The organism is Candidatus Cardinium sp. cBcalN2, assembly GCF_022810445.1.
Classification (GTDB): Bacteria; Bacteroidota; Bacteroidia; order Cytophagales; family Amoebophilaceae; genus Cardinium.
Map to the genome: position 1 here is coordinate 1 of NZ_JAACGD010000103.1, position 20909 is coordinate 20909.

The following is a 20909-nucleotide window of genomic DNA, read 5'->3' on the forward strand; positions in this document are numbered from 1 at the left end:
TGCTCTATATTACTACTCCAGCTAAGCAGGAACGTATCTGTTCATGACATTGGTAAAAAATGAATCTTTATTGTTACTTTTTTCTTGATAAAAAAGTAACCAAAAAATCAAGCCCTCAGTAAAAAGTTTCGGCAAGCAGCCCTTACAGCTGAAATAGAAAAACAGCTTGTTTGAAGCCCGCGAAGCGGGCGAGTTCTGTTTTTCTATTTCAGCTGTAAGGGCTGCTTGCTGATCGCAACTATTTTACAAGGGGCGTTTTTGCTTTTTCTACGTAGCTTTGACACTGCGCTGAACGACTACGGGTAAAGCTGACTTCAAACAATAGATGGTTCTTCTTTAATATCCTTGATCATAAACTGTAAAGATTTATGGCCTAAGTAATAATTATACCCTATGGTATAGGCCATAGCAAAGGGCTTACCAGTAGCAACAAGTGGTAGATAGCCCCCCAAACCAAAGCCTATGGCTTCATAAGATTCCTGACCATCTATTTGATATACCTCTAGTTTAAGATGTTTTTCTTTAACCAAATGACATTTGCGAGCATAAACTTTTTCACTAGCAAATACGGGTGTGGCATTGCCTGGTCCAAAAGGAGCCATTTGCATCAATATGTTTACAAATTTTTGTGTAATAGCCTGAAAAGAAATAAGGGCATGGATGCTTTGCTGAGGAATCAATAAATCATCTGTAATGGTTGCTGATACTACTTCCTCAAATTGTTGTTGGAACGTAGTCATATGTGCTAGCGGCATGGTCAGACCTGCCGCAAAAGCATGCCCACCATATTGGTCTAGAAGCGGACTGCATTCGGAAATAGCTTCATAAATATTATACCCCGGTATGGAACGAGCAGAGCCAGTCGCTTTACCATCAGCAAGGGTTAAAATTACAGTAGGCCTGTAGCATTGTTCAATGCAACGGGAAGCTACAATGCCAATAATACCTTTGTGCCAATCTGGATTAAAAAGCACTGTACTTTTGGTTCCATAAGCGTTATTTTCTATCATAGTCAAAGCTTCTTGCGTAATCGTATAATCGAGGGATTGACGTAAGAGATTCTGTTGATTGATAGACTGTGCTAACTTATAGGCATTGGCTAGATCCTGTTCTATAAGTAACTGAACGGCCAAAGAGGCATGGTTCATACGTCCAGCAGCATTAATCCGTGGGCCTATTTTAAAAACAATATCAGAAATGGTAATCGTAGCCGAAAAGTAGCCTAATTCCATTAATGCTTGTAGCCCCGGACGAGGACTGTTTTCTAATTGTTTAATGCCGTAATAAGCTAAAATCCTATTTTCATCTACCAAAGGAACAATATCACAAGCGGTACTAACGGCCACAAGGTCTAAATAATCATAAAGCATATCCGGCTTTAACCCACACCTTTGACAGAAAGCTTGTAATAGCTTAAAACCTACACCACATCCTGATAATTCTTTAAAAGGGTAAGAACAACTTGGTTGTTTTGGGTCTAAAATAGCATAAGCTGGTGGCAAACTAGCTCCTACTTCATGATGGTCACAAACAATCACATCTATGCCTCGCTGAACGGCTCGAGCAATGGGTGCATAGGCTTTTATACCACAGTCTAAGGTGATGATAAGCTTAATACCATTTTGGTAGGCACTTTCTATGGCCTGCATAGAAACCCCATAACCCTCTATCATTCGGTCTGGAACATAATAACTTAGTGTTGCACCAGGTAAGGATCGAAGGAAACCATAAACCATAGCCACAGCTGTAGTACCATCTACATCATAGTCACCATAAATTAATATTTTTTCTTTGCTGTTTATGGCGCGGTGCAAACGGGCTACCGCTTGTTCCATCCCTTGCATTAAAAAAGGATCATGCAATTGAGATAAGGAGGGGCGAAAAAAATCCTTGGCCGCTTGAAAAGTTTCTATTTCTCTATGCACCAAAATGGATGTAATAGCAGCAGGGGTACCCAGGACCTTTTCGAGTGCTGCTACCTTATCAGGCTTTTTAAAAGATTCAATAACCCAACGTTTCTGCATAAACGCATCAACTACAAAGTTGCTGACAAACGATTAGATTCTTTAATGGCCAAACTACTGTTATAGCGAGAAGTTGGATATTTTGCTATAATTTCTTGGTAGCAATCATAAGCCTGTTTATATTGCCCATCTGTTTCAAAAGCGATAGCCGCTTTAATCAAATAGCCAGGGCTATATACACTATTTTCTTTATAGTGAGCGGCCTTTATATAATAGATAGCGGCTTGTTTATGATTTTTTTGTTCACTGTGGGCATCACCCATTACAGACCAAGCACGGGCTTGCAAGATAAAATCTTTAGCCTTAAATCTACTTAAAAAAGCTAAGGCTTCATCATATTGTTTTTGGTGCATGTAGGCAATACCTGTATAAAAACAGGCTAGATTCGCAGTGGTAGTACCAGGGTATGCTTTAATAATTTCCAACAAACCTTTATGAAGGCCATCTCCCTTTAACGCTTTATCAAAATCACCTGCTTCAAAATGATAAACCGCTTGAAAAGCCTCATCCTCTGCTTTTAAACTCTTTGTTGGCTTGAGATACAAAAACCATAGCCAAGAAGCAGCTGCCATACAAGCGATCAAAAAGAGTAAAATATACCACTTTTTTTTGCTGTGATTGAGCTCTTTTAAACTTTCTTTTTCCCGGCTATGCGCTATAATCTTTCTAGGAATACTGTTTATATCTATGGTTTTCATAAAATTTAATGCTGAAGAAATGGATAATCTTTTTGTTTATACACATAATCATAAACCGTTGCTGGATCTGGAAACGAAGATTTCTCTGCAAAAGCAACTGCTTGCGCAATTTGATCTTTTACTTTTTGTTCCATAGCCTCCAGTGCCGCTTCATCTGCAACTTTCTTTCTTAAAATCAACGCTTTAAGTTTGAGAATCGGATCTTGCTCTTTGTAGATTTCTACCTCATCTTTGGTACGATAAGTAGCAGGGTCAGACATCGAGTGGCCTCTATAACGGTAGGTTACAAACTCTAATAAGCTGGGGATACCTTTTCTAGCTTTTATGGCTGCTTGTTCCACAGCACAGTGTACGGATTCTACACATAAGCCATCTAAACGCGCTGCATCCATAGCATAACTGCTGCCCAATCGAAAGAGTTCCGTGACATTAGAACTCCGTTCTACTGAAGTACCCATGGCATACCCATTGTTTTCAATAACAAAAATGATGGGTAACTTATAAAGCATGGCTAAATTGAAAGCTTCATGGACAGCCCCCTGACGCACTGCACCATCGCCCATAAAAGTAATGCACAGATTGCCGGTTTTTTTATATTGTTCAGCAAACGCAATACCTACCCCTAAAGGGACGTGTCCACCCACAATGCCATGACCACCCAGAAAATGACGAGCTTTATCGAACATATGCATAGAGCCACCATATCCTTTAGAAACACCAGTAGCTTTACCATAAAGCTCAGCCATTACTTGACTGGGGCAGGTTCCCAATGCAATCGGATGAGCATGGTCACGGTAAGCAGTAATGTATTTATCCCCTTGGCGCAGTGCCGTAACAACGCCAACTATACAAGCCTCTTGCCCTGTATAAAGGTGACAAAAGCCTCGAATTTTTTGCTGCCCGTAGAGTTGAGCTGCCTTATCTTCGAATTTACGTATCAGCCACATCATCTCATACCATTGCCCATAAAAAGGCGAAAGATCTGTCCTACTAATAGAGGATAAAGGAAGTTGTGTTTTATCTATAGTTGAAGAGATCATGGTTACGCTTGGTTGCTATCATTATCATTAAGCAAAATTACCCAACTAACGACAAAAAATCAAAAAAGTAAAGTATTATAGCTGTTCGGCAGGTTGACAAATAAGGATAAATAGCCGATATGGCTTTTTCTGATCATTTTATACATTATACTTTGACAGAATTAACCTAAAGTATATAGAAACAAATTAGTACTTTTTTCCCAATTTTTTCAGCCCATTATATGTAAACCGTGCGCTCGGAAGGACTCGAACCCTCAACCTTCGGAGCCGAAATCCGACGTTCTATCCGGTTGAACTACGAGCGCGTAATCAAAAATTTATATATTTTAGATTTTACTCAAGCCAAATGGAGGCTTCATTAAAATGGTAAAATTTTAGACTAAAAGTACAAAACTTTATGCAGATATATGCTTATAGCCAAAGAACTTTGTAAATCTTATCATGCCTACAAAATCCTGAATCAGGTTAGCCTATCCATCCATGCTGGAGAAATGGTAGCCATTATGGGTCCCTCCGGGGCGGGTAAAACTACGCTATTACATCTTTTATCTACCCTAGATAAGCCAGATAGTGGTTCCTTAACGTTAGATGGAGAAGATCTTACAGTACTGGAAGGTAATGCATTGGCAGCATTTAGAAATAAAAAAATAGGTTTTGTTTTTCAGTTTCATAACCTTTTACCTGAATTTACACTTTTTGAAAATATTTGCATCCCTGGTTATATTGGCTCTTCTGCTAAAGAATCAGTAGCTCAAAAGGCCAATGACCTTTTATCTTTGTTGGGCATTAGCCATCGAAAAAACCACTTGCCAGAAGCTGTTTCTGGTGGCGAAAGGCAGCGTGCAGCGGTAGCTAGAGCATTGATCAACCATCCGGCTATTATTTTTGCGGATGAACCAAGTGGTAACCTGGATTCCAAAAACGCACAAATGCTACATACCCTTTTCTTAGAGCTTTCCAAACAATTAAAACAAACTTTCGTCTTGGTAACCCATAACCAATCGCTGGCCACTATGGCAGATAGAATTTTATTACTAAAAAATGGTATATTAGAACCAGCGCAAAGCGTAGGTTGAAGCTATCTTTAGCTGTTCCTGGTTACTAAAATGTTTATAACATACAAAATGAACTATATGCTTAGTAAAATGTATTCAAAGATTGTATTAACCATGGCTTTGACTTCCATCCCATGTTACGCTTCAGAATCAAAAGTATCTGCCAAGCAGAATAGCCATTACCATGATTATCATGGTTATGTAGACTGTCATTCCTGGGCTGCTTATTTACATCATCATCCAGGTTATAAGCCCTATCATCCAGTTACTGATATTAAAAAACATGGATGTAATTGGGGTACCTGGGTAACTTTTCCTCAAAAAATTGAAGCTATACAGGTCAGAGTAGGCCATATTAGTACTCCCTTGGAATTACTTCGATCAAAAGATTTTTTAGTAATCTATAAGCATCCCCACTATTATGAAGAAGCTTTTTTCAATTATATAGTAGACAAGCGGTATACTTTAGAGCAAAAAAAAATTGCTGCATACGCTATGAGCAGGCACTCATATCCTTATTGGGAAAAATTTTGCGAGTTATATAAGAAAAAAGAAATAGAGCTCCCTCTTTTAGAGTTGATGCTTGCTATTCATATAACTAATTCTTTTAATGATTGTTATTGTAAGATTACGCTGACAAAAGAAATAAAACGAGTTTCTCCTACCTTGGAACGTATTCAAAATAATATCCCAAAAGATTCGTCTTTGCATCATCATCTTAAGTCTATATTAGTAGATAGCCAATTACCAAAGTCATGGCATAAGTACCGCATACATGATTCTGGTGACATTTCACGTGGTTATTATACTGCGGACTTGCCGTTTTATGATATTCTTACTGATGCAGTCAGAGAGGCAGACTATGTAATAAATTGCAACCCTGGTGATAGCGAGTTTCGTTTAGATAACTACCCTTATTTTTTAATGGTTATGGAGCATCCTGTGGATTACTATCCTGCTCATTTTGAGCTTGGGCCAAAAAGTAAAAAAGAACAAGACACATCAAGAGAACATACGAGTGGCATAGATGTATTGCGATATAAAGGATATACGGATGAAGAAAAATCTATGACTATATTTGGTATGTCTCAATTAGGTGTAACAAACAGCCTTGAATCCTCCGGTTATTATGCCTTTATGATAGACCATGCTATAGAATGGTATAAGCTAGGCAACCTTTCGGTACACCATTTATTGGAATTATTTATATGTAACTTTCCTACATTCTATAAATATCCTTTTTTTATTTTAGACTATAAGGAGGAAGCTATACAAAAAGCTTTGAACAAATTTATAGCAGAGCCCACCATACCGGAAGGTATTAAAGAAGTTGCCCGTAAAGTCAAAGATGGTACTTTAGCTACTAAAGAAGAAATGAACTATATGCAAGGCTATCGTACTTTCCGAAAAACGCATTTTACCTTGTATGAAACGATTGTCCCTCGTGATTAGTACCTTACTATATTTCAACCAATAACCCACTGCGTTGAATAACTTTACTGTAATATGATAACGCCATATAGCGAGCATTTAACTGAGTAAGCTTTATATGATTCAATCCGCCCAAACAGTTCTCCAAGACTTACATAAAGGTATTTATCAACCTATTTACTTTTTGCAAGGGGAGGAAGTATACTACATTGATGCTATTACCGAATATATCGAAGAAAAACTCCTGACACCAACTGAAAAGAATTTTAACCTAACCATTGCCTATGGCAAAGAATGCAGTATGGCTACACTGCTTACCCAAGCACGTCGTTTTCCAATGGCCGCTACTTTACAAGTGGTAGTTGTAAAAGAAGCACAAGAGATGGCAGACTTAAAAAATGCTACGGGTCAAAAGTTATTGTTACATTATTTAGATCATCCACAGCCCACTACCTTATTAGTCTTTGCCTATAAATATAAAACCATAGATGGTCGTACTGCCTTGGGTAAAGTCTTAAGCAAAAAAAATATGCTGGTTACTGCCAAAAAGCTCTACGATCAACAATTACCTGCTTTTATTAAATCCTGTGTCAAAAACCTAACATTAACTATAACAGAAGAAGCTGCTTGCTTAGTAGAAGGCTATATAGGTAACGACCTGACCAGAATCACTAGTGAGCTCCATAAATTACGTATTAACCTTACCCCAGGTAGCACTATTACCGATAGCATCGTAGAAGCCTATATAGGTTTGCATAAACCTTTCAATGTATTTGAACTACAAAAGGCCATTATGCAAAAAGACTACCCAAAAAGTTATCAAATCATTCGTGTTTGCTCATCCAATGCAAAGGAACATGCTGCTCTTCCGATTGTAACCATTCTATATAACCTTTTTGCTAAGCTACTTGTATTGCATCAAACCAAAGAAGCCGTTCCTACTAAAATTGCTCAGCAAATTGATGTAAATCCTTATTTTATACAGGGATATCTTCATGCGATGCAAAACTATACACTGCATGAAACTATGAAAAATATCACCTATCTCCATCAAGCCGACTTACAGTTAAAAAGAATTGATTCCAATCTTAATGACTATCAAATTATGAAGGGATTAATTTTTAAATTAATGCACCCATAAAGTGCTTGCTAAGCTTACTTTTTTATCTAAAAAAAGACTTCTTGCAAAGCGCATTTGTGATCAGCCATTTTTAGGAGAAATGGAGTTAAGCACCGCAAAATACGCAATCTATTTCAGGAGTATAGAGCAGCTTCGACACCAAGATGGCCATTAAAAATAGGCCTTGCAAGGGGTCTAAATGTAAAAGAGCGCTGAGAAAATAGTTGGATAGTAAATAGAAATCCATATGTTGGCTAACGGAAAGCACTGCTAATTTTTGAACCTAAAATATCCATATATCCATGCTGCAACCCATATATTCCGCCATTTTAATTGCCATTTTCCTAATGGCTATTCCTTATCAAGGATTCTCTATGGCCAACGACCAGCTGAGACCATTTGCACAAGCTATTTTTCATGAAGGCATATGGCTTTTTAAGCAACATCAATATGCAGCAGCCGAAAAGTACTTTCAGGCCTATTTGAACACCCAGGGAAAAAAGTATAACAAAGAAGAGGCTGCTTATCATATAGCACTATCTGCTTTGGCCAATCAAGACCGGAATCTAGAAATATTTTTGCAGTATTTTATAACCAGATACCCTAGCAGTCGATACATAGAAACGATGCGCTATTACTTGGCAAAATGCTTTTTTGAATCAGGTCAGTTTGCTAAAAGCCTCTCTTTATATCAAACTATTCAAGCAGATTGCTTAGCCCCTAAAGAGCGAGTAACCCTTGAATATGCTATAGGAGATAGCTATTTACAACTAAAAGATTGGACCCCTGCAAAAAAGTACTTTACAACTATTAGCAATAAAAACCATCCTTATTACCATGCGGCACAATTACAGATGGCCTACATCGCTTTTCAGGAAGCAGATTATGATGGTGCGCTTGTAGCACTTGAAAAAGCTAGTAAAAAATACAGCTTAGAAGCCCAAAGTTTAACGCTAAAGGTATACCATAAAGCTGGCCAATTTGAATCATTACTTGCCTATGTAGGGCGTTATCCAGATGCATCTTTTAGCAAGCAAGACCATCTAGTTATGGCAGACGCTTATTTTTTCCTCAAGCAATACGCAGCAGCTATTACCCATTATCAGATAGCCTTAGATAATAGAACAGACCGAATGACCCGCGCTAAGCTAGGCCATGCTTTCTATGAAACAGAACAATATGCTAAAGCAGTTGCTTGTTTTCAGCAACTGCTTCATCAGACGACAGATTATGCAAGTCAAATGGCTGCCTACTATAGCGGTCTTATCTATGAAAAAGAGGGTGCTATTCCAGCAGCTATAGCTGCTTTTTCTAAAGCAGAAGGGTTAAGATTTGATGGAGAGCTAAGCGATTTGGCTGCTATCAAAGTTGCTGGCTTGCGTTACCAACAAGGCGCTATTACAGAGGTTATAGCAGCCATGACTGCTTTTGTTGCAAACCATGAGGAAAGTAAAAACCTTTCCACTGCACAAGCCTTACTGGTACAGTGTTACTATAAAACAAAAGCGTATCAACGCGCTATAGATTATATAGCCACACTGCCCTATAAAACGGAAACACTCTTAAAGTTGTACCAAAAAGTACTTTTTTACCAGGGAATAGAAGATTATAATCAGGATAGGTTAGAGCATGCCATACAATACTTGAAGCAATCCCTTGTTTTTCCTTTTAAACCATCCTTAGTCTTACAAGCTCAGTTTTGGTTAGGAGAAGCTTTTTCTGCACTTGGTAAATATGAAAAAGGGTTAAAGTTTTATACAAAATGTATGCAACAAGGCAATTTAAATAAACTCTTTTATGAAAAAAACCTATATGGCCTAGCTTATAGTTACTTTAACACTGGAGCGTACACCACTGCAGCTAAAACCTTTGAACAGTATATAGCGATTACGCAAAAACAGCCAGCTGCTACCCACTACGATGCCATTCTTCGATTAGCGGATTGCTATTATGTCAAGAAAGATTACCAACAAGCACTTAACCTATATGCAGATGTGTATACCTATAATCCTGCTCACGTTCGTTACCAGGAAGCACTGATTTATGAAGCCTTAGGAGACAATCCTCGGGCAGAGCGTTGCCTGCAAGAAGTCCTTACCAACCATACAGAAACCATATATTATGAAAAAGCATGCTATCACAAGGCCTGTACTATATTCAATGCAGGTAACTATCAAGCAGCTATTCAAGCATTTAGCCATCTCATGCAAATAGCGTTAACTACTGATCTACAACCAGAATTATTGATGAAACGGGCTCTTGCTTATGAAAATCTTCAAAGATATAAAAAAGCTGCTGCCGACTACGCAGCTATTTTAGACCAATACCCCAGCCATGCCTATGCAGAAAGTGCTTTAATGGCTTTATCAAACCTATGTTCTACAAAAAGAACACCTGAAAAAACAGAGGTTTACTTAGAAAAATATGCACATATCGCTAAAAAAATGGCTAGTCATTCTGATGAGCGTACCATTGGCACAGCTAAGCAGCTTTTTTACAATCAAACTTATGCAAAAGTATTGCAACAGTTGACTGCTTTTGATAAGCAGTATCCAGGTAGTCCATTGCTTGGAGAAGCTTATTTTTTAATCGCAGAAAGTTATTATAGACTACAAAAGCAGAACGAGGCAATCAGCTATTATAAAAAACTAGTAGCCACCCCCCAAACAACTTTCCATAAAAAAGCATATCTAAGAATAGCTGATTTAGCTTACGAAGGCAAACGTTTTCAAGAAGCTGTCACCTATTACCAAAAACTACAGAAAATGCAACTGACTCATAAAGAATATCACCAGACCTTAATTGGACTTATAAAAGGTAGTTTTATGCTAAAAAAATATCAAATTACCACACCTGCTTGTTTAGAATTATTGAATAGTGCTAAGGAAGCACCAATTGAAACGACACAGCAAGCTTCTCTTTACCTTGGTAAGGTAGCTATGCAACGAGCAGAATACAAACGTGCTAAAAGCCATTTTTTAAAAGCCAGTAGACCGTTGCATACGATTACTGCAGCAGAAGCACAATATCTATTGGCCCATGTAGAATTTAAATTAAAAGCGTATCAACCCTCTTTAAATATTTTATTTGATCTAGTGGAAAAATTTCCACAGAATAACGATTATATCGATCGTGCCTTTTTACTTATGGCAGATAATTATATGATGCTAGGGAATTTTACGCAAGCTAAAGCTACCTTAGATTCTATGATCAATAACTCCAAGGATCAAAAGCAAATTGAACTGGCTAAACAAAAAAGAGGTAAGGTGGTCGCAAAGTTACAATAGCAAGTGCACAAGTATATATTCAAAAGATTGGTAAATCCAGCATTTTTAACTGATTTATATAGCATCTGTTTAGAAAATGGCGTCAACTTAAGGATGACCACCATTCATACATAATCCCTTAGCGTAAGCGATCCTGATTAACTAGCTGTTCGTCTTTTTTAATATAATACCTTGCCAGTAGGTTGGCTGTTAAAGCAATGAAAGGAAAAAAGATGCCTATTTTATAGCTGCTATACCCCTGCAGCATATAGGCCGTGTTAGCCTTCTTAATAAGAACCAAAGTCAAGATTATCAATAGAACTAATGTTAGGCTTATCCGAGCAGTTAAACGAAGTTGTAACTTTCTACTATCATGCCGAATAATGGCATATGCTGCTGTTAGAGCAAGGCAACAAGCTAATAAAGCCGACAAGCTATAAGGAAATATAATACTTTGTTCCTTACAAATAATAAGCGCATAGGGCATTATGGTGCAAAGACTATCCAAACCTACTTTCTCCCAAATTGGTAGTTTCAAGAAAATAAACATAGCCATGCAAACGGCGCTTAAATAAAGAGATTGAATTCTTTGAATCATGCGGGAACGATAAAAAGGCAAGAGAACAAAACGCTAAAAAAGAAAAGACGATCAAGAGTTTATGCGGTCTGGACGGGACTCGAACCCGCGACCTCCTGCGTGACAGGCAGGCATTCTAACCAGCTGAACTACCAGACCTTGAAAATTTCAATAACCACTGCACCAGTGTACAAATATAATGCATAAATTGCTATTTATCAAAAATAATAATCTTTTTATCTATAAAAATAATTGCAACTTAAAATTGTCTCATGTAAATTGATGGCATGATAATGAACTTGTTATTCATAGAACCTAGTTGGTGGCTCTGGCTTAAACACTATCCACATCACCATCAATCACTGTATAATTTTTAAATCAGTATATACTATGACCAAAGCAGAAGTAATTTTAGCAATCTCCCGTAAAACGGGACTTGATAAAGAAGATGTCAAAAATACGCTAGATGAGCTATTCCATGTTATTCAAGATGCTGTAACAGCTAATCATCGGGTTCATTTCAGTGGATTTGGTAGTTTTTCTAAAAAGAAACGAGCAAAAAAAATTGGACGTAACATTAGTACCAATACAGCTATTGTAGTAGAGGAACACCACATTCCATTTTTTAAGCATTCTAAGTTTTTTGCAGCAAAAATTAAAGCTGCTGATGCTGTATAGCACTTTATAAAGCTTAGATAGGCTGATCATTATTATGATTATAAAATAGATTAACTAGTCAAATGGTTTATTTTTCCAGCATAGTTGGCATACCAAAATAGCCTTATAAAAATACATAGTACAAGTTCTATTAAGCAGTAACTTTATTTATTATCTATCTTAAATAGATGATGAAAATCTGCTGCCCAATGTGAGTATTGATACAAAAATTTTTATTGTATTAGCTATATTGTTCAGGCAAATATGGCAAATAGTGTCAATTTAAACCTTTAACGCTTAGTAAATTTTTTAACAAAAAATGGATAAAGAATCTGACCATTATCTATTACTTTTTGCTTGATTACATCTTTGATCAAGCAAAAAGTAACTTAAAATTGCTGATAAGCATTTTTAGTTTTAAGTTCAATTTAAATAAACATCTATATGCAACGGTCTGATCTATCTTGTTAGCCGCCCCCTTAAAGAAACCGCTGAACTGGGGTTTTTATTCCTTTTATACCTAGCTAATTTAGCCCTAATTAAACTGATTCATAGCATGGAGCATACCTCTATTACACCAAGCCATCAATATTTCTCCTGCTTTATCCAAGTAATTATCCATTGCCTTTAATTCTTCTGGGTTAAAATTACTCAAGACAAAATTCGAAAGTCCTCCTTTAGGAAAATCACTGCCAATACCTACTCGAAGACGCGGATAATGATCTGAAGCTAAAGCATGCGCAATGCTTTTTAATCCATTATGACCTGCATCAGAACCTTTGGCCCGTAAACGCATCGTACCAAAGGGAAGTGTGATATCATCTACAATCGTTAAACTTTGCTCAATGGGTATATTTAAATGATCAACCCAATACCTAACCGACCTACCACTATTATTCATATAGGTGGTAGGCTTGATTATATATACTTGATGCTGGTGGCAAATAAAAGAGGCAATAGAAGCCAATCGACCTAATTGAAATCTAGCTTTCTGTTGAACCGCTAGATAATCCACCACTAAAAAGCCTACATTGTGTCTGGTATAGGCATAATCGAGGCCAATATTGCCCAATCCAACCAGTAATAGCTTCATAGTTTCTTTGCTAATTGCTAAGCAGCATAGCAATGCTAGATAAAAAGTAGTCTCTATTTCTTAGTTTTTTTCTCCTCTTTACTAGCTGCACTACGCAATGCTCTTGGAATCTCGATAGAGGCAACTGGTGTATTAGGCAATGCCAAAATAGTATAATTTTCTATTGGGATCTGATGCACACGCACAATTTGCCCTAAATCAAGATCAGAAACATCAATATTAACCATCGATGGCATATCTTTAGGATAAGCAGAAATAGCTAGTTTTCTTTGCTTTTTTGAGAGTACTCCTCCTTTGGATACACCTATCGCTTTACCAACAAATGCGGTAGGTATTTGCATTTTTATTTTCTTATCATCAAAAATTTGTAAAAAATCTACATGCAACATCATTTCACTTACAGGGTGAAATTGCATTTCCTGCAAAATACATCTGTAAATAGATCCTTCAATATTTAGATCTACAAAATGGGCATGAGGTGTATAAACCAAGTCACGTAAAAAAACCATAGGTACATAAAAATGGACTTGTTCTGTTCCCCCATATAGTACACCTGGTACTTGTGCAGCTATTCTTAACTGCTTAGACTCAGCTTTACCGAGATTTGCTCTTTTATACCCTAGAATCTCTATTACCTTCATATCTGTTGTTTATGATCAATGTAAAATTAATATGTTTGATGTATTTTGGACTTGCTATCCTATTGCTATACGGTAACTAAGCAGAATCAAAATCAAATTTAATAAAAAAATCGATATAAAAATGTATAGTGGACTGGTTTATTCAGACAAATTGTATGGGTTCAAGACTATGGCTATTCTAGGCAAAACCGGCCCTTGTCAAATAATTGCGATCAGAAAAACATAGCTTACAGATAACAAAGCAAAATAGTTGCAGGGAGGGGGCTCAAGGGGTGGATCCTGTTTTGCCAGCTGTAAGGGGTGATTGCAGCAATTTTTTACCCAGGGCTTGCTTTTTTACCAAAATCAGGAACAAATACCGCTTATCAAAAAATATTTTTTCGTAACATTGTCAAAACTATTCATGGAATACTGCACCATGCAAAATCCTGTAAATACGCTGTACCTACTATATATTTTAATGTTACGATCAAGTGAACCTATATCATTATACCATCAATGGAATAAAAATGGTATTAACAACTATTTTGTTTTACTTTTTTATGTTGCTTGTTTCTGGATGTGGACGAATTCGAACCACTGCTGCTATGATACCTACAGAAAATCATGATAACCGCCCTGCACCAGCTCTACTACACACTACTGAACTCAATCAGCATATTCTAACAACTATTCAAGATGTTCAGATTGCTGGAACAGATGCTAACCAAGCGGTTTGGACTGCTAATACATTAATTATTGATATTGTTAGACTAGTTAAATCTACCCAATATGGGTCTACATTGCATCTTAATAAAGCTGAGAAAAGTTTTAATGAAGTGAAAAAAGCTACTAGTGTCGTTAATAAATCTGTTGATCAAGCATTAACTATGCTAGGTCGTGCTATAACTAGTGTAATGGCTGAAAAAAGTAGTAAGGGAAACAGTCTTGCGAACCTTATTTACCCTCGCCTACATGAGCTGACTAAACATCTTACCGATGCGCAAAAATTGGTTCAGAAAGTTCATGAAGAAGTGCAACTTTACTACAAAGAGTCCATTGTAGCCCGTAAAACAAGAACGCGTGCTGAAGATTTTAGTAAAATTCACCTAGCTTCTGTTAATAATTGCCAACGTATCGGGTATATTGATAACCATATTGAAAATTGTTGTAAAAAACTTAAGCGTTATATTGAACTTTACTGTAAATAGCTTACTACCTATACAGTTGTTATCAACTTAAGCAAGTTGTTCGTGTTCTTACACGATTTGTCTGTACCAACTTTTTACCTAAAATTTGATTTATTAGCTACTGCTTGATAAAGAAAAAAATGCAAGACAATGTAGAACTAATATGCTAGGAACCAGTTCTATTAAACGGCTGTAGCTAACAAATGTTTTTACATATAAGGCATGTAATTTTTTAAAACTTATCCACAATACATTATATTTTGACTAATTTTCCTAGACTTGATGCCATTGTGTGAACAAATACAATTAAACTAAACCCATGACTTTAAAATTGTTCAAAATTAAAAATTAATATTATTAGCTATGTTAAAATTTAATTCTAAAAAATACCTTTTTCTTATTCTATTAGGTTGTATACTATATAATTGCCAGCAGCATGATTCACTGAATTGGCTTAAGCGTAAAAAAAACACCCGTACCAGTTTAGGTCCCCAAAGTGATATGAATAGCAATTCTAATAATATTTCAGAATCAAAACTGAAAAATTTCCTTGTAGTGTTACATGGTCATCGGATGAATAACCAAAATACACCAGCAAAAGATATTGGAGACAACGTTAACCTAATATTAGAAGAGAACGCTAAAATACCCTTTACAATTTTTAAGCCAACATGTAGACAGAATGAGGTATCTGACAAACTCAGTATCCTTGATCAATCAAGATTAGTGGTCAATGAATTACAAGCAGCACTAAAAGCATACCTTAGAAAAGAATTCCCCAAATGGTCAGAAATAGAGATTGCGGAAGGAGTTAAAAAAGTTCCAGTTTATCTGCTTGGAAATAGTCAAGGGGGACTTGTAGCACTTATGATCGGGTACAACCAAACAAAAAAAAGCACTCATCCTAAAGTGAAAATAAATCTTAAAAGGATAATAGCCTGCAGTACACCTACACAAGGTCTTGAACTACTCAGTAATGCTTATCGGGACGCACAGCGTTTTGTAAGAACAATCAACAACATACTACCCCAAGCCTATAACTTAGTTGGTAGCAGCAAGAAACAAGTAACTAGGATGCCTATAGTATTAGGCTTAGCGCGCTGCTTACCTGCTTGGTTGACCTCCAAAACCACACTAGGCCCAGGGCTCTTAGATATGCACCCAAGGTCTAAGACTATTCAGCAGGTAGTTAGCTTTATCAATGACCCAAAGCATGGTATACCTATATGCCTAATAGGTGGTAAGACAGACAAGATTAGTAAATATATTAGTAAAAATAATGGTATTAAAAATGATATTGATCCTGGTGCAATCTCTCAAGAGTCTAAAAATTTGTTTGATGAAAACTATGCACAAGTTGTTACTGGAAAAAAAGACGGAAAGCATGATGGTATCATTTCTTTAGATAGCCAGCTATGTGACAAGACTAACATTGAATTTCATGAAACAACTAAGGGGGACGTTATTAACAAAGATAATAAGGTCACCAGAATTCTTTTATCTGGTGATTACATACATTGCTATAATTTTACGCTAAATGATAAGCTAGGCTTCAACGAAAAAAGTGACACAACTGTAGTAGAATCTAAGAGAGCTGCAAAGTATATAGCAGCAGATATACATTAGCACATGGGCAATGAATCAAATATTGCCATCAAACCTATTGACATTACATCTTAAAGGAAAACAACAGTTTTTGTATAATATTACTGTTTTTCTATTGCAGTTGCAAGGGTCACTTGCTGAGCAGAACTATTTTACAAGTGATATTTTTGGGTCCACTGCTGCCACAGTAGTGCATAGATAGCTATTTATAGTTTAAACCCATCTCAAAATGATAGAAAATACTTATAAGCCGATTAAAAAATCAAATTTATTTAATCGGTTAGAAAAGAAATTCCGTTTATATGGGATAGCATTAGATATCCCTTACTATTTACCTCGTCTATTGTATATTTTCTCTTTGGGGTTAGTCTACATCTGGAATGCCCATTATCATGAAAAAATGTTGCATCAAATCAACGAGCTTCAGCCTATGGTAGATGGACTTCGCGTAAAGCATATGAGATTGCAGTCTAGCTATATGTTTGAACGTAAACAATCAGAAGTGGCTAAAAAAGTTGCTCAGTTGGCTATTTATGAAAGTAAAGTTCCCCCTTATTTAATAGCCGCCTCTAGAAGGGCTACTTTGGCCAGTCCAAGGAATATTTTATCTTACTTTTTGCTTGATCAAAAACCAAGGAAAAAATCAAATGTTAGCTAAATAGTTGCAAAAAACAACTATTTTGCAATGCATGTTTTTGTTTTTTTGCGTATGTCCCCATTGGGCTGAATGCATAAATCCCATCTAACCAAGCAAGTGCGATTTACGAAGTCAATTTTATTACGTGCCAGAATCATTCTTCTGTCTGTTATATTCTTTTTAGTAGTTATTACCTGGAAAATAGCTCACTTGCAGTTTGTAGAAGTGGATAAATGGTGTAACCGTGCCAAGCTTACCCAATTAGCCTATAAACCTATTGTAGCATCCAGAGGTAATATTTATGCCTACGATGGCGCTTTATTAGCTACTTCTCTTCCCTTTTATAGCGTTGCTTTAGACCCTGTTGTGGCTTCGAATGAGTGCTTTAAAAAAGGTATAGATCCACTTAGCCAAGCATTGGCTAATTTTTATCAAGATAACCCTCCCCAATATTACAAAAGTCGTATCGTAGAGGCACGTAATAAAAAACGGAGATATCTATTGTTGCACACAAAACAGATCACTTATGAAGAAAAAAAGCAAATGAGCCATTGGCCTATTTTTAATCAAGGTAAATTCAAAGGAGGGGTGATTTTTCAGGAGCAATATAAACGTTACAATCCTTTTAAAGAATTAGCCAGACGAACGATTGGTATGCATAGAGAAAAACATGGTTATGGCCTAGAATATGCTTTTAACAAAGTATTAAAAGGAGTAGATGGGCAAGCGCTTTATCAGAAAGTAGTAGGTGGTAATTGGAAACAAGTCGCCGAAAGTACTATGATACCTCCCATACATGGGGCTGATTTGATTACTACGCTGGACATCGATCTACAAGATGTAACCCAAAGCAGTTTGTTATTCGTTCTTGAACAAACCCATGCACAAAATGGCTGTGCTATTGTAATGGAAGTGGCTACCGGAGCCGTTAAAGCTATTGCTAATTTAGCTCGTACAGAATCTGGTAAGTATACAGAATCTTATAATTATGCTATTGGTAATCAAGGTACCGTTGAACCAGGTTCTATTTTTAAGTTGGCATCTATGTTGGCTTTGTTAGAAGAAACAGGATGGCCCCTTACTAAGCCAATAGATACGGGACATGGTGCTATTCAATTCTATAATAGATGGATGAAAGATGTAAAAAAAGGGGGCTATGGGTTACTTACCTTGCAAGAGGTATTTGAAAAATCTTCTAATGTTGGGCTTTCCATGGCCATTCATGAAACATTTGGCACCAACCCTGAAAAGTTTATTGACTACATGGAGCAATTGGGCATGCACGAACCTTTAGCCATTGAACTAGCTGGAGAAGGTAAACCTTATATACTCACTCCGAAAAGCAAAATGTGGAGCGGGGTGGCATTGCCATGGCTCTCTATTGGATACAACCTACAGCTTACCCCCCTGCAAATATTAGCACTATACAATGCAGTAGCCAATAATGGTAAAATGATTAAACCCCTATTTGTGCATCGCATAGAATCAGCAAACGGTCTAGTTAAAAAATTTCCGACTACTATTTTAAAGGAAAAGATCTGTTCAGATGAAACTTTATATAAACTGAAAGTAATGCTAGAAGGAACAGTAGAAAACGGTTTAGCCCAACGGATTAAGCATGGATTTTATAAAATAGCTGGTAAAACAGGTACCGCACAAAAGTTGGTCAATGGGAAGTATACAGACGATCACCTTACTTCATTTGCAGGTTATTTCCCAGCAGATCATCCTCGTTACAGTTGTATCATTGTAGTAGACAGTCCACAAGGGGAAAGCTTTCGCTTTGGTTCAGAAGTACCTGCACCTATATTTAAAGATATTGTCGATAGAATAGCTGGAAAAGATCTAGAAGCAAGAAAACCAATTAATGGATCGATAGGATCTCATACAACAACACTGTCTAATGTTGGCTATAGGGAAGACTTACGTTTTTTATATCAATATCTCCAGCTTCCTATGCCTGAAAATGTAGGTGTAACAGCAAGTTGGGGCAACCTAACTATCCGTTCTACCGAAAGCAAATTTGAGCCATGTAAGGTCCAATCTTTCAAAGAATGGCCTGGTGTATGGCCTATAGTATTAGGTATGAAGCTACGTGATGCGCTCTTTTTATTGGAAAAAAATGGCTTATCCATTACGGTAGAAGGGAACTTACATGGTAAGGTATGCAAACAATCTAAAATAAAAGCTAATCAAATTACCATCTTATTAAAATAATGATCAAACCTCTTCAAGAACTGCTTATAGGTCTACCTATAAAAAACATATTGGGTTCAACCGACCTAGCTATACGCACCCTTTGTTTTGATAGCCGTAAAGTAGCTGCTGACGCTTGTTTTTTTGCTATAGAAGGCACCCAAGTAGATGGTCATAACTACATAGCAATGGCCATAGCTGCAGGTAGTCGTGTGATCGTGTGTGCAAGGTTACCTGACTCCATTCAGGACAATGTAACCTATATAGTGGTCCACTCTACGCTTAGCGCACTGGGCATTATGGCTGCTCATTTTTATGACCAGCCTAGCCAAAAACTTAAAATAGTAGCCGTTACTGGTACAAACGGTAAAACTACCATTGTCCATCTGCTCTATAAGATGGTCATGCAGATGGGCCATAAAGCTGGTATGATCTCTACTATATATAATAAAGTGGTAGATGAAAGCTATCCAGCTAGCCATACTACACCAGATGCACTCCAATTACAGTTTCTATTACACCTTATGGTAGCAGCAGGTTGTAGCTATTGTTTTATGGAAGCTAGTTCGCATGCTCTTGTTCAAGAAAGATTAGCAGGTGTACATTTTACGGGTGCTATTTTTACCAATATCACCCATGATCATTTGGATTATCATCTTGATTTTGGACACTATATTCAGGCTAAAAAAAAGCTATTTGATGGGTTGTCTGTTACATCTTTTGCCCTTATGAACCACGAAGATAGGAATAGCCCTATTCTTATTCAGAATTGTAAGGCTAAAAAGTTTACTTTTTCACTTCGAGACGCTGCTGATTTTAGAGCAAAACTGATTACCAATACACTAGATGGGTTAGAGTTGGCAATAGATCATCAATCGATTTGGTTCCAGCTAATGGGTGCATTCAATGCCAGCAATCTATTGGCCGCTTATGGTGCCGCTCAGTTATTGGGACTTAATAGCCAAGAAAGTTTGGTAGCCCTTTCGACTATTCCCCCTATTGTAGGGAGAATGAATAAAGTAGATCATGGCCAATCACAACAGGTTATAATAGACTATGCCCATACCCCAGATGCTGTGCAAAAGGTTATCCATACATTACGTGCTCTACTCCCTGCTGGCAGTAGGCTCATTACCATTATGGGCTGTGGAGGCAATCGTGATCAACAAAAGCGGGCAATGATTGGAAAAATCCTATCTAAAAATAGTGATATAGCTATATTTACTAGTGATAATCCAAGGGATGAAGATCCACAGGAAATTATACATGCCATGCAACAAGGAGTGCCTCAAGCAGCCTTGCCCAAGGTGCTATCTATTATAGATAGAGCTATGGCTATTAAAACAGCTTGCTACATGGCTCATGCAAAAGATCTTATTTTAATAGCAGGAAAAGGTCATCAATGTTATGAGGAAATCAAAGGGATCAAACATTTCTTTTGCGAGGAAAAGATTGTTCAGGAAATTTTGGGTGATACAAAAAATGTTTCAATAACTTAAAAGTATCATGTTCATAACATTAGTAAAAAGCTTTTATGGCAACTTTCATCGCAACTGTTTTGCTATTTCAGCCGTAAAGGGCACTTGCTAGATCGCAACTACTTTTGTATTTATTCTCCAGCTTTGGTAAAAAAAGCTTTTCTATACCCCTTTTTTCTTGATAAAAAAGGGTACAAAAAATCAAGCCCTCTGTAAAAAGTT

17 protein-coding genes and 2 tRNA genes are annotated in these 20909 nt (G+C 36.9%); 11 read left to right on the top strand and 8 right to left on the bottom strand.

The genetic code is table 11. The features are described 5' to 3' along the window. Positions 1-314: 314 nt before the first annotated feature. The 4 genes from recJ to MUW74_RS03040 all read right to left on the bottom strand — a co-directional run bounded on the left by recJ (position 315) and on the right by MUW74_RS03040 (position 4067). The gene (recJ, locus tag MUW74_RS03025; RefSeq protein ID WP_243518328.1) at positions 315-2024 is read right to left on the bottom strand and encodes a single-stranded-DNA-specific exonuclease RecJ; all 1710 of its coding nucleotides are present in this window, start codon (positions 2022-2024) and stop codon (positions 315-317) included. Between the two features lie 11 nt (positions 2025-2035). Then, on the bottom strand, positions 2036-2722 hold the full coding sequence (locus tag MUW74_RS03030; RefSeq protein ID WP_243518326.1) for a tol-pal system YbgF family protein: 687 nt from the start codon (positions 2720-2722) through the stop codon (positions 2036-2038). Between the two features lie 5 nt (positions 2723-2727). Further along, a complete protein-coding gene (pdhA, locus tag MUW74_RS03035) occupies positions 2728-3762 on the bottom strand; it encodes a pyruvate dehydrogenase (acetyl-transferring) E1 component subunit alpha (protein ID WP_243518324.1) in 1035 nt (344 codons plus the stop codon). Positions 3763-3993: 231 nt separating this feature from the next. After that, positions 3994-4067, bottom strand: a tRNA-Arg gene (locus tag MUW74_RS03040). A gap of 102 nt (positions 4068-4169) precedes the next feature. Here MUW74_RS03040 and MUW74_RS03045 point away from each other — a divergent pair. From MUW74_RS03045 to MUW74_RS03060, 4 genes are all read left to right on the top strand, one after another. Next, entirely contained in the window at positions 4170-4838 is a 669-nt protein-coding gene (locus MUW74_RS03045; protein WP_243518322.1) for an ABC transporter ATP-binding protein, read from the top strand. A gap of 93 nt (positions 4839-4931) precedes the next feature. Further along, positions 4932-6269 carry a hypothetical protein gene (locus MUW74_RS03050; RefSeq protein WP_243553062.1) on the top strand — a complete coding sequence of 446 codons (1338 nt, stop codon included), beginning with the start codon at positions 4932-4934 and terminating at the stop codon, positions 6267-6269. 97 nt (positions 6270-6366) lie between these two features. Further along, positions 6367-7389: a DNA polymerase III subunit delta gene (holA, locus tag MUW74_RS03055; RefSeq protein WP_243518318.1), complete on the top strand. Its 1023-nt coding sequence runs from the start codon at positions 6367-6369 to the stop codon at positions 7387-7389. A gap of 281 nt (positions 7390-7670) precedes the next feature. Further along, positions 7671-10655, top strand: coding sequence for a tetratricopeptide repeat protein (locus tag MUW74_RS03060; RefSeq protein WP_243518314.1), 2985 nt, complete (start codon positions 7671-7673; stop codon positions 10653-10655). A gap of 118 nt (positions 10656-10773) precedes the next feature. Here MUW74_RS03060 and MUW74_RS03065 read toward each other — a convergent pair whose 3' ends face one another. Both MUW74_RS03065 and MUW74_RS03070 read right to left on the bottom strand, forming a co-directional pair. After that, positions 10774-11232, bottom strand: coding sequence for a DUF4293 family protein (locus MUW74_RS03065; protein ID WP_243518311.1), 459 nt, complete (start codon positions 11230-11232; stop codon positions 10774-10776). A 64-nt stretch (positions 11233-11296) separates the two neighbouring features. After that, positions 11297-11370, bottom strand: a tRNA-Asp gene (locus MUW74_RS03070). A gap of 231 nt (positions 11371-11601) precedes the next feature. Here MUW74_RS03070 and MUW74_RS03075 point away from each other — a divergent pair. Then, positions 11602-11889: an HU family DNA-binding protein gene (locus MUW74_RS03075; protein WP_243518309.1), complete on the top strand. Its 288-nt coding sequence runs from the start codon at positions 11602-11604 to the stop codon at positions 11887-11889. 514 nt (positions 11890-12403) lie between these two features. Here MUW74_RS03075 and pth read toward each other — a convergent pair. Further along, positions 12404-12961, bottom strand: a complete 558-nt coding sequence (gene pth / locus MUW74_RS03080; protein ID WP_243518306.1) for an aminoacyl-tRNA hydrolase — start codon at positions 12959-12961, stop codon at positions 12404-12406. A 53-nt stretch (positions 12962-13014) separates the two neighbouring features. Then, positions 13015-13602: a 50S ribosomal protein L25/general stress protein Ctc gene (locus MUW74_RS03085; protein WP_243518303.1), complete on the bottom strand. Its 588-nt coding sequence runs from the start codon at positions 13600-13602 to the stop codon at positions 13015-13017. Positions 13603-14144: 542 nt separating this feature from the next. On the opposite strand from MUW74_RS03085, the gene MUW74_RS03090 reads away from it, so the two are divergent. The 6 genes from MUW74_RS03090 to MUW74_RS03115 all read left to right on the top strand — a co-directional run bounded on the left by MUW74_RS03090 (position 14145) and on the right by MUW74_RS03115 (position 20708). Further along, entirely contained in the window at positions 14145-14792 is a 648-nt protein-coding gene (locus MUW74_RS03090; protein ID WP_243518300.1) for a hypothetical protein, read from the top strand. Between the two features lie 342 nt (positions 14793-15134). Then, the gene (locus MUW74_RS03095; protein WP_243518297.1) at positions 15135-16397 is read left to right on the top strand and encodes a hypothetical protein; all 1263 of its coding nucleotides are present in this window, start codon (positions 15135-15137) and stop codon (positions 16395-16397) included. Positions 16398-16407: 10 nt separating this feature from the next. Next, entirely contained in the window at positions 16408-16578 is a 171-nt protein-coding gene (locus MUW74_RS03100) for a hypothetical protein (protein ID WP_243553063.1), read from the top strand. 27 nt (positions 16579-16605) lie between these two features. Continuing rightward, complete coding sequence (locus MUW74_RS03105) at positions 16606-17034, top strand: FtsL-like putative cell division protein (protein WP_243518293.1); 429 nt, start codon at positions 16606-16608, stop codon at positions 17032-17034. 69 nt (positions 17035-17103) lie between these two features. Further along, positions 17104-19230 carry a penicillin-binding transpeptidase domain-containing protein gene (locus tag MUW74_RS03110; RefSeq protein WP_243518290.1) on the top strand — a complete coding sequence of 709 codons (2127 nt, stop codon included), beginning with the start codon at positions 17104-17106 and terminating at the stop codon, positions 19228-19230. Beyond that, positions 19230-20708, top strand: a complete 1479-nt coding sequence (locus MUW74_RS03115; protein ID WP_262915495.1) for a UDP-N-acetylmuramoyl-L-alanyl-D-glutamate--2,6-diaminopimelate ligase — start codon at positions 19230-19232, stop codon at positions 20706-20708. Before MUW74_RS03110 ends, MUW74_RS03115 begins: the two co-directional genes overlap by 1 nt. The last annotated feature ends 201 nt before the right edge of the window (positions 20709-20909 follow it).

What these genes read in the sequence shown, in the direction of transcription:
- recJ (WP_243518328.1), bottom strand. Translation starts at nt 2,024, where the DNA reads ATGCAGAAACGTTGGGTTATTGAATCTTTTAAAAAGCCTGATAAGGTA.
- MUW74_RS03030 (WP_243518326.1), bottom strand. Translation starts at nt 2,722, where the DNA reads ATGAAAACCATAGATATAAACAGTATTCCTAGAAAGATTATAGCGCAT.
- pdhA (WP_243518324.1), bottom strand. Translation starts at nt 3,762, where the DNA reads ATGATCTCTTCAACTATAGATAAAACACAACTTCCTTTATCCTCTATT.
- MUW74_RS03045 (WP_243518322.1), top strand. Translation starts at nt 4,170, where the DNA reads ATGCTTATAGCCAAAGAACTTTGTAAATCTTATCATGCCTACAAAATC.
- MUW74_RS03050 (WP_243553062.1), top strand. Translation starts at nt 4,932, where the DNA reads ATGGCTTTGACTTCCATCCCATGTTACGCTTCAGAATCAAAAGTATCT.
- holA (WP_243518318.1), top strand. Translation starts at nt 6,367, where the DNA reads ATGATTCAATCCGCCCAAACAGTTCTCCAAGACTTACATAAAGGTATT.
- MUW74_RS03060 (WP_243518314.1), top strand. Translation starts at nt 7,671, where the DNA reads ATGCTGCAACCCATATATTCCGCCATTTTAATTGCCATTTTCCTAATG.
- MUW74_RS03065 (WP_243518311.1), bottom strand. Translation starts at nt 11,232, where the DNA reads ATGATTCAAAGAATTCAATCTCTTTATTTAAGCGCCGTTTGCATGGCT.
- MUW74_RS03075 (WP_243518309.1), top strand. Translation starts at nt 11,602, where the DNA reads ATGACCAAAGCAGAAGTAATTTTAGCAATCTCCCGTAAAACGGGACTT.
- pth (WP_243518306.1), bottom strand. Translation starts at nt 12,961, where the DNA reads ATGAAGCTATTACTGGTTGGATTGGGCAATATTGGCCTCGATTATGCC.
- MUW74_RS03085 (WP_243518303.1), bottom strand. Translation starts at nt 13,602, where the DNA reads ATGAAGGTAATAGAGATTCTAGGGTATAAAAGAGCAAATCTCGGTAAA.
- MUW74_RS03090 (WP_243518300.1), top strand. Translation starts at nt 14,145, where the DNA reads ATGTTGCTTGTTTCTGGATGTGGACGAATTCGAACCACTGCTGCTATG.
- MUW74_RS03095 (WP_243518297.1), top strand. Translation starts at nt 15,135, where the DNA reads ATGTTAAAATTTAATTCTAAAAAATACCTTTTTCTTATTCTATTAGGT.
- MUW74_RS03100 (WP_243553063.1), top strand. Translation starts at nt 16,408, where the DNA reads ATGAATCAAATATTGCCATCAAACCTATTGACATTACATCTTAAAGGA.
- MUW74_RS03105 (WP_243518293.1), top strand. Translation starts at nt 16,606, where the DNA reads ATGATAGAAAATACTTATAAGCCGATTAAAAAATCAAATTTATTTAAT.
- MUW74_RS03110 (WP_243518290.1), top strand. Translation starts at nt 17,104, where the DNA reads ATGCATAAATCCCATCTAACCAAGCAAGTGCGATTTACGAAGTCAATT.
- MUW74_RS03115 (WP_262915495.1), top strand. Translation starts at nt 19,230, where the DNA reads ATGATCAAACCTCTTCAAGAACTGCTTATAGGTCTACCTATAAAAAAC.